A 13659-nucleotide genomic window follows, 5' to 3' on the forward strand; every position below is an offset into this window, starting at 1 on the left:
TGATGGCGATCGCTTCGTTGCGCTTTCACGTGCTGAACGTCGGACAGGGCGCCTGCAACTTCGTCGAAATTCTCGACGCCAACAACAACGTGCTGCACAATATCCTGATCGATCTCGGCACGGCGTCGCGCAGCTTGGCGCTGTCGGCGCGCAATGTGGAGTGGCTCAACGACCGCATCAAGAACCGGGCCGATCCGCGCATCGATCTCGTGATCCTCACGCATGGCGATTTCGATCACTACGGTCTGATCACGCAATTGGCGCCAGGCCTCGGCCAGCCGGCCAATCAGGCCCGCATCGGCATGGTTCGCTATGGTAACCCATCGTGGCGCTTCAACTCCAAGAGCCGCGGCCACACCATCGAATGGCTCAAGACCTATTGCAAAGACGTCCTGGGCTGCGAGTCCAGCTACAGCGGGTACAATGCGATCAACAAGAAATGGGAGTATCTTTGGATTGCGCCGGATCAGTCGTTCCCGGTGGATGTCGGAGTGGTCATCGTCAATGTACCGCATCCGGAGAAGGGCAACCTCGAAGAAGATGTGATCGAGACCGCCCCCGACGGCGAGATCGTCAACGGCGAGTCGCTGGTATCGATGATTTCCTGGAAAAGCCGTACATTCGTCGCCACCGGGGACGCCACTGGAAACACCTTTAAGGCCATCAACGATCACCTGCTCACCGTCCCGATGCCGACCGCGACGATGATGACCATGCCGCATCACGGGTCGCGGAGATCCACCTATGACCTGAGCTCTGCCCGCGATGACATCGGCGATGAGGCGCGGAAGACCGTCGAGGACTTCGTCGGCATCTTCAAGCCCCGAAATCTGACTGTCAGCGCCAATATGCACAGGGGCTTTCTGCATCCATTCGTCGACGTTCTGAACCAGTTCAGCAAATACCTGGACCCTTACCAATTGTGGGTCGACCCAAAAACCGGCGACCAGAAAAACCACTTCCTCAATGCATACTATCTGGTCGCGACCACGGCCGACGGCGAGGACGCCGGTCCAGCGGTAGGCAACTGGGCGACCACGCAGACGGCGATGAATATCTATTCGACCCGTTATTTCAGCAATGATCGCTACAACGAGGGCAAGCTGCGAAGCACCGCGAAAAAAGCACTGAAGACCGATAACGACGTCGATATGCTGTCCGTGCAAGCCAGAGGTGTGCTTGCCCGCATGTTCGCTCCGCTGCAAGTGAACGCGACGAACAAGAAAAAGCGTGGGCGCGATGATGATGAAACCGAGACCTATTATCCTCGCTACGCGTATCCGCCGGGACCCGCAACGATCCTGAGCAAGGACGATACGAAGACGATCAGCGACATCCCGGAATATCACAACTGGACGTTCACGATCGACAGCGACGACAACATCACGCTGGAGCCGACGCCGGATACAGCCTCACCGGAACAGGTCGCGCACCGGTTCGTGCGTCATGCCGTGGCACGCGCCGATGTGCCGGCGACTCATGTTCTAGCGCGCGGTCAGCGCTCGCTCGCTGTCCCGGCCGCCGCCACGCGCTTCGTCGCCGCCTCGGGCCGGCCCTCGTCGGTCGAACGCCGCACGCCCGCGGTCTCCAGGCTTGGAACGCTACGGGCAATCCCATGACGCTCGTCGCCGTCATCGCCGCCCTGACCCGCTCGATCCGTGCCGATGGCTCCATCCCTTTGGTTCATGCCGTCGCGATCGAGCCGGCCTTGACGCCGCTACAGCCTGCACTCGCGAGATTCACGCTGCTCGACACATTCGAATTGACCGGCGCCCGTCTCGAGTCCGGTGCGATCACCGCGACATTGACGGGCATGGGAAGCTGGGGACCTGGCTCGACTCCATCTTCGGCCTGGCAGCCGGTCGCAGCGCGGCTCGACTGCACGGCGGCGAGCGCGGTCGCCGAGGCCGTCACCTTCCGCCTGACGCTGACACTTCAGACACCCGGCTGGACCTTCGGCAAGACCTTCCTGACCTTGCCGGAAACCCAGATCGCCTCACACGGCGTGATCAAGCCGGCGGCATCGTTTCTTGTTTCCGTGCAGGTCGACAACGCCGCCTTCGTCGGTTCGACTTTACCGGGCGAAACCGCGCTCGCTTTCAGCGGGACGATGCCGGTGAGCGATGTCTGGCGCAAGCTGCCGAACTGGACGTGGCTGAGCGGGTTGATCGGCACATGGCCGCTGCGGCTGGCCGGTACAATCGCTCTGCCAGCGACTGCAACCGATGTACCAATCATTGACCTTCTGGCCACTGATCCGGCCGCGAGAATTTCATTGGGACAGGGACTTCCCTCCTTGACCGACCTCGGCTTCGGCATGATCACCCGCGCCGCGGTCAATCGCGCGATCATCCCGATCCCGGCCTATTCGCTTCTGACCTTTGGCGGTCGCGTCAACGTCGGCACGCTCTCGGCCCGCGTCACCTATCCGGTGCAGGGGGTCAGCACTTCGCTGCCGTTGTCGTTCAATTTCCCGCGCGAGAACGGCGACATCGTCAACAATATGAGCCAGCTCGGCCAGCTCTTCGGGCTGCCTGCATTGCCGACGCCGCCGAATTTTCTGCCGGTCAGCGGGTTCCGCTTCAAGACGTTGCAGTTCTTCATACGACCCGACGGAAGATCCGGCCTCACGCTCGACTACATCGTCGCGACGATCGAATCAGACAAATCCTGGGTGTCGCCGCTGCCGTTCATCACGATCGACAAGGCGGGCATCAGCTGGATGCTGTCCTTCGGCAGGACCACGACGATTTCCGCGCAGCTCTACGGCACCATCGCGTTCGAGTCGAAGCGGCGAGTGCGGATCGACGTTAGTCTGTCGATCCCGAGCTGGGAGGCTGCCGCATCGTTGCGTGACGGAGATTATATTCCGATCACCGAAGTGCTGAAGACCTATTTCGGCGGCGTCGGCCCCCTGACGCCGCCCGACATGAATGTCGTCGAGCTCGAAATTGCGGCGGATCCACGCAACCAGACCTATTTCGCCGGCGCCGTTATCGCTTTCGGTCAGCCGGCAAAGCAGATCCCCCCCGGATTGATCGGGGAACCGGATCCGCTCGCGAAGCTGCCGGTGGTTATGGCCCCGGTATTCCAAGGCTGGGAGATCGACCTCGGCATCCTCAAGGTCACACTTGTCAATCTATCGTTCCAGGTCAGCATGATCGGCGGCGAATTGGCCGGCGGCATTGCCGGCGAATTCCTGCTCGGTGATCCGCCGCCGGGCGGCCGGGCGCCGACGTTTACGCTGCTCGCGGATTATCCCGGCGCCTCGAGTACGGACGGCTGGACCTTTGCCGGACGGCTGACGCCGGGCGACAAGCTCGATCTTACCCAGTTGGCAACGAAGTTTCTCGGCGTCACTGCGCCTGACTGTCTGCCGGTGCTTTCGATCGATCGGCTCTACTTCAGCCTCACTACCCAGTCGAAGGCCTATACGTTCGGCGGCACGATTTCGACATTGTGGAATCCAAAACTGTTCGGCGAGACGCTGGCGATCGCGGCGGCTGCCTCGCTCGACCTGATCAAATTGCCGACGTCCGACAAGGCCACCGGAAACCTCTCTGGCAGATTCGCGATCAACCGTCTGTCGCTGCAACTCGCCACCAGCATCGGCTCGCCGCAGCCGACCTATGAGATCCAGGTCCAGTTCGACAATGTCTGGTTCCGTGCCGTCACCTCATGGCGCAAGACCGGCAAGGAGCCGGAGCATCAGGTCGTCACACTGCAGCTCGGCGGCGTGACGGTCGGCGGCATCCTCGAATATCTCGTCAATCTGGCATCGCCGACGGTCGGCTATTCGCTGCCAGCGCCATGGAACATCCTCAACAGCATCGACCTGTCGCGCTTCACGCTGACGCTCGACCCGACCGACAATGTCGTCGAGTTCGTCTACCTCGCCAATGCCGACCTCGTGTTCATGCGGCTCGACACCATCGGCATACGCTACAAGCGTGGCGAAGGCGGCGGCGTATCGCTGATCCTGACCGGGGATCTGCTCGGCCAGCCCTATGATGGTGATGATCTTTCCTGGGACGTCATCAACGACAATCCGCCGGCGTTGCCCGGCGCCGGCGACAGCTTCATCGACCTGCGCTATCTCGGGCTGGGTCAGCGCGTGGCGCTCTCGAGCCTGCCGGATACGGTAGCTGATACACTCAAGCTGCTGATGACCGAGATCAAGCCGGTCGACGGCAGCAACAAAAATCCATGGCCGGGCGGTCCGCTGCAATGGAGCCCGGCAAGCCAGTTGCTGATCGGGCTCGACATCGGTCTGCTCGACACGCTGGATCTCGGGATCATCTTCAACGATCCTTATCTCTACGGCCTTTCGATCGCCTTGAGCGGGCCGGAAGCCGGCAGCATGGCCGGGTTGAAGTTCGAGATCCTCTACAAGAAGATCTCCGACAGCGTCGGCATGTTCCGCATCGAGTTGGCGCTGCCGGAAGCCTACCGCACTTTCGAGATGGGCGCCGTCTCGGTGACGCTCGGCGTCGTCGTCATCGAGATCTACACCAACGGAAATTTCAAGATCGACCTCGGCTTTCCACATAACCGGTCGTTCGCGCGCAGTTTTGTCGTGCAGGTGTTCCCGTTCATCGGCCGTGGCGGGATCTATTTCGGCCTGCTCAACGGCACGACCTCGCGCCGTGTCCCCCGCATCACCAACGGAACGTTCGCGCCGGTGATCGAGCTTGGCGTCGGTTTGTCGGTCGGTGTCGGCAAGGAGATTCATTTCGGCCCGCTGTCCGGCGGCATCTATGTCGAGGTTCAGGTCATCTTCGAGGGCGTCATCGGCTGGTTCCACCCGGCCGCGGCGGGTGAGCCGGTGTCGATCTACTACTGGGCACAGGGCATCGCGGCGATCCACGGCAAACTCTATGGCTCGGTCGACTTCGTCGTCGTCAGGGTATCGGTGACACTGGAGGCCTATGCGGCGGCCATGGTGACATTCGAGGTGCATCGCCCGACGCTGTTCGCGCTGTCGGTGCGAGTCTCCGCCGAGGCCGAGGTCACCATCCTGTTCGTCAGCGTCAGCTTCAGTTTCTCAGTCAACGTCGACGTCAGCTTCGAGGTCGGCTCTTCGAGTGCGACGCCGTGGATCCTCGCAGCCGACCAGTCCACCACGACGATCCCGTCGCTGCGTGCGCAGGCGGCGCTGCCGTGGCAACCGCGCCGGATCAACGCACGCTCCGTGCTCGGCCAGTCGCGGCAGCACAACCCGCTGCCGCGGCGACGGGCGGCCCAGCGTCTCGCAGCACTGGCGGCGATGCATCAAGCTGCCGTCCTTGCGCTGCGCGGCGCCGAGGGACCGGCGGCTCTGGCAGCGCTGGACGCGCCTGCTTTCAAATGGAAGCCCTGCAAGAAGGTCTTCGTCGATTCGCCGCGCACGCGCGCGATGGTGGTGCTGCCGTCGTTCACGGTCGCCGATGTTCCGCTGTCCTGGACGGCGGTGGTGCCGGTCAATCCTTCCCCGGCCTATCGCTTCGCCATGCAGATGTTCGCGCCCTCCGGCGTGCCGCCGCATGCGCGGACCGCGGAAGCGGCGAAGCTCCGCTCCGCGGCACTCAGCGCGCACGCCCGCGACGACGGCGATCTCGATGCGCTGGCCGCCGATACGCTGGTGCGCGGGCTGCTGCTCTATTGTCTTTATGCGATTCCCGCTGGCCCCGGCAGCCTGGGCGATACGATCACCGCGGGACAGCTTGCCTATTGCGCGACGCATCTGAACGATCCGAAAGCCACTGCGGACGGTTTCGACCCGAAGATCCTCGGCTCGTTCTTCACCGCCAATATCCATCTCGCAGTGTCCGGCCAGCCGAGCGGCACGACGACCTATCTCGGCGCCATGGCCGTGGCGATACCGCCGTTCTTCACGTGGACGTCCGAGCAGACGACGGCGGTCAATCTGGACGCCGACAACAAGGTCGGTCCGCGCTATATCTGGGATCTCGCCGTCGCCGCCGCCAAATTCTCGCCGAACGTGGCTTCGCCTGGAAAGGAACCCGAAGATCCGGAGGCGGCCTACCGCTCCTATGCCGGCCACGTCTTCGGCGACTGGTGCCTTATCATTGCGCGTGCCGCGGTGCGCGAGGCGCTGGCGTTGCTCGACAATCGCACGCTGGCCGCGGCGACCTCCACCGATACGCTCCACCTCATCGCCGGAAGCATAAAGCAGGCCGACATCAGCTATCAGGTGCGACCGGGCGATACGGTCGAGACAGTTGCCGACGCCGTGGGCGCGACGGTCGACGACCTGATCTATCTCAACGACGACCTCGCGAAGAAGCTGGCGGCAACCCCGGTTGGCGGCAGCTTGTCGCTCTTCATCGGCATCTCGCCCGAGGTACTCGCGATCGATAACCCGGACTGCGTGCTCGTCGGTAAGAACCTGACGCTCGGCGATATCATCGCTCCGGTTGCAGCAAGAGACACGCTGACGGGACTGGCGACGACCTATAATATCAGCGCGTCGGATATTCTGGCCGTGCCTGGACAGGGTACCGACCGTCGCCTGCTGCAACCGGGCAGCGTCTTCGACGCGCCGCTGACGAACTGGACGGCGGCGCCTACGCAGATGAGTGTGCTGCGAGCTGCCGCGATCTTCTACGTCCGCTACGCCGCGCCGGCATTGATCGCGGCCGACCCGGACCAGCGGATGGCGATCTGGTATTCGCAGGCCGTGTCGGACCTCAACAATAGGGTGATCAAGGATCCCTCCAACATCGATCTGGCGACCGGCGAGCTGAAGCCCGGCGTTTTGCTCGCGATCCCGAACGCCTATAACGATCCGACACCGGCATCGCAGGGCTATACGACGGTGCCCGGCGATACGCTTGTGCGCATCGGCATGACGCTCAACCTCGAGCAAAACCGGGCCAATGAAATCGGCACAGAGGGCTGGCCGCTGTTCCGAACCGGCGTGAGCGCAGTCTCGGGCGGTTACCGCTTGCCGACATGGCCGGCCGTCGCTATCGAACCGAACGAAACGGCCGAGCAATTGGCGCGGCGCACGGTGGTCAATTGGGTCAAGAGTCAAGCCGCTGTCTGGGGACCGGACTGGACCGGCCTCGTCGGCTGGATCGGCGCAGCTCCGGTGTTGACACCGATGACGCTCATCACGCTGCCTGGTGTCACGCTCGCCGACGCGGGTGGCGCGAGCTTTGCCAAGCTCTCTGAAACCTATGGTCTCAGCCTCGCCGAGGTTGGTCATCGGCTCAGCCAAGTCGTCGGACTGGTCACGGGCCGCAAGCTCGTTGTCAGGCATCTGCCGATTGATACGGTTGATTCACTCGCGACCCGAGTTACGGCGGAGGCCACCGGCAAAATTTCCGCCGAGGCATCGCGTTTCCTGTTTTCCGGCCAACAAGTGCCGGTACCGATCATCGTCGACGGTCATACGGTCGCCTCGACTAATTTCAGCCCGCTGTTCGACCAGACGCGGCAGCAATGGCCGCTGCCGGTCAATTCCGCAACGCCGGACGCGGTGGCGCTCGACCTGGCGCTCAGAGTGCTGGCCGGAATCGACTGGATAACCCTCAATCAAAGCACCACGGTAGGGCCGGGCGAAGATGGAGCCGCGCTACGCACCCGCGTGCCCTCCGCTTTCACGACGCGCACCAATGACGGACTTGTCGGCGGACGGAACCTCCCGGCCGGCGCGCTGGTGCATACCGGGAGCGTCACGGAACTCCACTACAGTTACACCGTCGCGAAAGTTCTGGATCAGGTAAAGGCGACCGGACTTGCCTGGCCGCCGAAAACGCCCGCCGCGCCGATCCAGGTTCTGGCGCATGTGCCGGTCACCTACGGGCTAGCTCAACACATCACACTGCAGACGCCGATCGAGATTCCCAAATTTCCCGCGCAAGAGGTCACGCCGGACAAGGCGGCGGCAGATGATCCGCCACCGCAGCCGAAATCCTTTACGCTTTCGGTGTTTCCATTTCCGTCGGCTTTGCTGGCGCGGGCGCGCGCCAATTCCACCGACGACTACGCCGTCTATTTCGGTCAGAGCGACACGGCGGATGCCGAGCCGCTGACCTCTGGCGGTTTCCTGTCGATGATCGAGTTCAAGGTACGCCGGCAAATCGAGACGCAGGCAAGCTATGAGCTGGTGGGCGCGGACGCCCAGCAGCGTCAATTGCTCGTCGACCTGATGGCCGTCGACCTCAAGACCATCAAGAAAGCCTATCTGGCGCTGTCGCCATCGACGACGGCAGCCAATCCGTTTGGGATGCAGGTCGTTGACGGCAGCGCTGATGCCGATGGCGGCGGATGGCTGATGAAGACCAATCTGTCGACCGAGACCGTGCCATCGGCGTCGCGCGCCGCGCTTGTCGCGGGCGGACCGGGCGTCGTCAGGGCCGATCTCGCCCATCTCGACGATTTTGTCCGCCTTTTGTGGGAAGGCTCGGTCGTCGGCGGCGCCGGTTATCTGTTCGGCGTGACTGGCGGCATCGCCGATGGCGCCTTCGACGCATCGGACGAGGCGGTCCTGCGCCTGATTGTGTTCACCACCCCTGTGCCTGTCGCGTCGGCGACGGTCGACGCACCGATCGCTGCTCCCCTCACCCACAAACTGAAGCGCTACGACACCTGCTTTTTCATTGTCGATCAAGCGTTGCCCGACGGCACGCTGTTCGTTCAGGCCGACTTCACCGACAAGCTCGACGATACGACCATCGATCCGGATGAATTCGTCGTACAGTCACTGGTGCCAGCCGGCAGTGCTGGCATCGATCTGACGCTGCCGCGCCCGATCCCGCCGGCGAAAGCGCCAGATTCCGAGGCCGAACTGATGTTGCGGCAGAGCTACAGCCTGTTGCAGCCTTTCGCCATCGCAACGACGAACAGCCCCTACGACATTCCGACCTCTGCCCCAACCGTCACCCCGCGACCATCGGACGGCAAGGCAGTCGTGCCGGCCTGGCGGCGCGATCGAACCCGCCGGTTGGCGCGAGCCGAGGCGCGCAAAGTCTCGACACCGGTCAACGCCACGGACCCAGCGCCGCTGCCCTATTGGGCTTATCAATCGGTGCTGCCGGTGTATCGCTTCGGTCCGGCTTCGGTCGCTCCCACAGGCGTTGTCGGCCTGCCGGATGCGACGAGCGATCCGTATCGCGGCGTAGGCGCGGCCGCAGGTAAGCCGAGTATCGATTTGACGCTCGCCTTTGGCGACATTCTCGGCCACCGCAGCAAGACCGCGGGTTTGCCGGTCAATGTACCGCTCGGCTATACCGATCCACTGATCGGGCCGAGCGGCTGGCCCGGCACAACGATCGCCTATGTGGTCGCCGGGACGGCCGCCGCGCCTGAGATCATCGTTACACTGGCAGCCAAGGCGCAGTCGCTGATGCCCGCGACCAACCAGCGCGGCGATGCGCTGCGGATCGCGGCAAAAAAGCAGCAGCAGCTGTGCCAGACGATTTATTTCCAGTACGCCCAGCCGGGCCTCACGCTCGCGCTCGATACCGCGCTCGATACCGGTTCGCCGCTGGCGGTCACGGGTGGCGACAGGCTCGCCGCCTTTGCCGCCGGCTCCTATGCCGCGGCATCGGTCGCAACCGGCTTCACGCCGGTGATCCCCCCGAGCGCAACGCTTGGCACCACCGTGGCCAACTACGGCATCGGCTGGGAGGCCCTGGCGGCCGCCAATGCTGGCGCCCGGCTCTCCGATATCTTCGGGAGCGGCGTCGGATTGACTGTGCCCGCCTATGTCGTGTTCGCCACCGGCGACAGCGCCACGACGATCAGCACGGCAACTCGTCCCACCGGCTGGCCGACGCCGACCGCGACAGCGATCCTCAGTGCAAGCGCGAACAGGGACGAGCTGCCGTTGAAGGCGAACGCCGTGCTGAGCTATACTCCACGCGCTGTCACCTTCGCCGTGCCGACCACCGTTCCGGTCACGCCCTATACGCTCGCCAATGCGGCGGCCGCGCTGGCCACCCTGCCCGGCTGGCTGGCCAAGGACAGCGCGGCCGATGCCATCATCAACAGCGGTTTCGTCTTCACCGTCGATGGCGTCGAAATCATCCTCGGCGCAACGCCGATCGATCCGGGCACGCCGGAGGTCTTGGTCGAGACTCTCGCCGATGCGACGGTTGCGTTCGAAAATCGCGGCGTCCATGTCAGCGCCTATTATCTCGGCGAGCTCTACGCCGACGATGCCACGCTGCTGCTGGTCGCCGCGCCCGGTCATACGGCGCATTATGTTGCGAACGGCACGGCGACGCTCGCGAACAACGGCAGCGGTGCGACGGCGGACGACCTGATCGCGAACAATCTGACAGTGCCGGACCTCTATGACCCCGGCGCGTTGATCTATCTCGGCCTGTTCGGCAGTGGGACGGTAATGCCGGGGACCACCGACACGTTGGCCGGCTTCAGTGCCCGCTACGGCTGTCCGCCGGCGACGCTGCTTGGCGCCAACGCTCCGCTGGTGTTGCCGGTCGCGACCAAGCTCACGATTCCCGGAGCCGTCGCACTGCCCGCTGAAGCCGACATACTGGCGCCCTATACGCTGACGGCGACCGACGCAAAACTAAGTGCAGTGGCCGCCCGTTTCGATCTGCCGGTCGCGAGCGGAGCAACCGATCTCGCCACCCGCAACGCCGGGATGCCCGGCACCGTTGCGCCAGGGCAGTCGTTTGATGTGATCGTCGGCGGCGAGGCCGTGCCGATTCAAACCGACGGCCTGACGAGTTTTGCCGCCGTGCTCGCGAAGGTACGAGCGACCCGGTCGGCGGCGACGATGGCCGATGTTGCAGCGGCCTTCGAGACCGCCGGCCGGTTGCGCATCGGCGGGCTACTGATCTGTCCGGCCGCGGTGCTGTCTTCGACGACCAAGCCCGAGGACATTCCAGCGCTCTACGGCGTCTCGGCGACCTCGTTCGGTCTGGCCAATGCGGGCATCATCGGCCTTCTGGTGACCGGGCAAAGCCTGGCGGCGCCGAACACCAAACCGGCGCTCACGCCCGTAACGGTGCTGGCGCTCGACACACTAAATAGCGTGGTCAGCCGTTTCAACGCAGAAGCGGTCGCTAGCGGCCTGCCAGCGAGTATCACGATCGGCGACGTGCTCGCCGCCAATGCCGCCAAGCCTATTCTGGCGCCGGCAATCCGCGCGTTGCTGCCGCCGGCCGACATCCAGCTCACCGCGCAACCCTCGATTACGGAAAACTATCCGGCAGCCGCCTTCGCGCTTACTGTCGGCCTGACGGTGACCCGGCCCGTGGACCGGATGCATCCGAAATTCGCCGACACTCCGGCTGCGAGCACGCGGGCAGAGATCGTCGCAGCCGCTACCGCGGTCGGCGACGGCTCGATGACGTTCCAGGCCTTCTCCGCGGGATTCCTGAGGGTCTACCCGAATCTGCGCCTCGCGACCGCCAAGGTCGAGGCGGAAGCCGCCGATATCTGGGCGGTACAGTTCGGCAAGGGCGGCATCGTCAAGGTCGAGTTGAAGCCCACCGTTGCCTTCGATACCACGACACAGCCGCGGATGCTGGCGCTGGCGCCGCTGTACAATCATCTCGTCAGCCGCCCGCTGGTCTCCGTTGCGCCACTGAAGAGCGACGGTACGCTCGACACTGCGCATCCGCTGGTTCTTGATTATCAGGGCATCGATGTCGAAGTCTGGGCGACGCGCTTCCTGACCGATTTCGATCGGCTGCTCGGTCCGGCGATGGCCACGGCGTTGAACGATGCCGGACTGTTCGACGATTTCACCGCGCTGATGAAAACCAAGGCGAACCTGCAGACCGTCATTCCGCGCGATCTGACCGGCGTCTTCAAACATTCCACCAATTCAGATCCGCCGCCGCGTACGGTCCATGATGCGGCCTACGACCCCGGCTTGACCGAGGCACGGAAACATTTCACGCAATGGCTCGGCGTGTCGCTGACCGCGGGCTGGTCGATCTCGACCGTCCTGCAATACGACGCCATTGTGGATTCCGCCTGGTTAAAACCGAAACCAGCCGGTGGCGCTGCGCTTTACGGTCAGCCCGAAGCCGTCACGACGACGCCTGCTTCGCTTCCCTCGCCGCCCCCGAGGAAGGTTCCGCCCTGCGAATCCTGGAGACTGGCGGCGGGCAAGGTGTCACTCGACACGACAGCGCCATTCCTCACCGTACCGCTGACGGTCAGCGATCCAACGCGGCAGGCCGTGGTGCGGCTCGACATCAGCTATCCCGTCTCCAATATCGAGATCAACGTCCGCAATGTGGACAACACCGGCTATAATCGCTCCGACTGGTTGGCGATGACACCGATCCTGACCAAGGACAATCGGCCGGCGCAATTGAAGCTGGCGCTCGGCGCGGCCGATGTACCGATTCCGCTACGCTCGTTCCCGGTGCTGCCGTTCCTGCTGGCGCAAACCGCGCAGCCAGTGGTGCCGACGACGTTGTCGAACGCGGCGGAGTGGATCTTCGAAACGATATACTCACATCAGCATGCTTCCCAGGACCATGTGATGGTGACGGCGGAGTTCAACCTCACGCCGCCGGCCCGGCTGAATGCAGCGATCGTCGATCCCGTCGATCTCTTCACGGCTCTCGCCCAATACATCCAGATCGCTGACCAGCTGAATGGCATGCTGGCTGTGCTCGATCTGGCCGAGGGACCGCCGGCGCCGGCTACGCGCCATGCGGTGGCGACATTCAATTCCGTTGCCGCCAAGGTCGCCGAACTCTGGCCGATCCGCCTGCTGCCGGTGACCGGAACGGCCGCTGCCAACGGCGCTGACTGGACCGCCGCGGCGGCGGTGACTTTCGCCGCTGTGATCGTTTATCCCGATGTCGGCCCGCGCCGGCTCGGCTCCTACACGTTGACGCGAGTGGGCGGAGATGGCGACATCGTCAACTTTCCCGACGTTGCCTGCCGCCGGCTCGACGGAACATGGATCACGCTCGCTGGCGCCACGCCGGTGGGCTCGACGCGCACCTATACGCCGCCCCCGGGCTCGGATCTGCTGCTCGATGTCTGGCCGCAGCTGCAACTGTCGTGGCCGGGGCTCAACACCGGTCGGGTGCAGAACGCGCGCACCCGGGTGCAGGTGGTGCGCAACCTCGACCTGCTCGGGCCTAGCAAGCCCGAAACCGCTGACGCCTTCATCCAGCGCACTGCGATCGTCACCGCGACATCGATCGTGACCCCGACGATTGCGCGCACCGAACCGCTCGCGATGCACGGGGCGAATTTCCAGGCGGCGCTGCAGGCCGCATTCGACGAGCTCTATCCGCCCGCCACCCGTCCGGCCAATCTGACACTGGCCATCGGGCTCTACTACGGATATCGCTTGACCACCGCCATCGACGGTCCGGTCAGCGAACTACCAGTCGGCCTGATGCCGGACCAGACGCTGTCGGCGACGACGGCGGCAGCGGTCGCCAGTGTGCTCGACATCTGGCGCGGGAAAGTCAAACCGGAGACGACCGGCGGCTCCTGGGTCGTGTCCCTGTTGCAATATTCTTCCTTCGACCCCGGCAAGCGTATCCTGCTGTCGATCGAACGGCTGACCTATCCGCTGTCGTGAGGCGGAAACGCTCAAAGAAGATCATTCGCGCGCCGGTGTGCGGGAAGAACTGTCGTTCATCTCGTTCCGGCACGGCGGCTTCACCGAAGGAGCCGATAGCCATCTGACTGACGCCGAGC

The 13659-nt window shown here is 63.9% G+C and carries 2 protein-coding genes; both read left to right on the forward strand.

The window, feature by feature from the left end:
• Positions 1 to 2: 2 nt before the first annotated feature.
• Positions 3 to 1619 carry an MBL fold metallo-hydrolase gene (locus IVB31_RS25810; protein ID WP_247329449.1) on the forward strand — a complete coding sequence of 539 codons (1617 nt, stop codon included), beginning with the start codon at positions 3 to 5 and terminating at the stop codon, positions 1617 to 1619.
• Positions 1616 to 13540 carry a LysM peptidoglycan-binding domain-containing protein gene (locus IVB31_RS25815; RefSeq protein WP_247329452.1) on the forward strand — a complete coding sequence of 3975 codons (11925 nt, stop codon included), beginning with the start codon at positions 1616 to 1618 and terminating at the stop codon, positions 13538 to 13540. The genes IVB31_RS25810 and IVB31_RS25815 overlap by 4 nt, the downstream gene beginning before the upstream one ends.
• Positions 13541 to 13659 lie beyond the last annotated feature (119 nt).

Source organism: Bradyrhizobium sp. 21 (assembly GCF_023073335.1).
GTDB lineage: Bacteria > Pseudomonadota > Alphaproteobacteria > Rhizobiales > Xanthobacteraceae > Bradyrhizobium.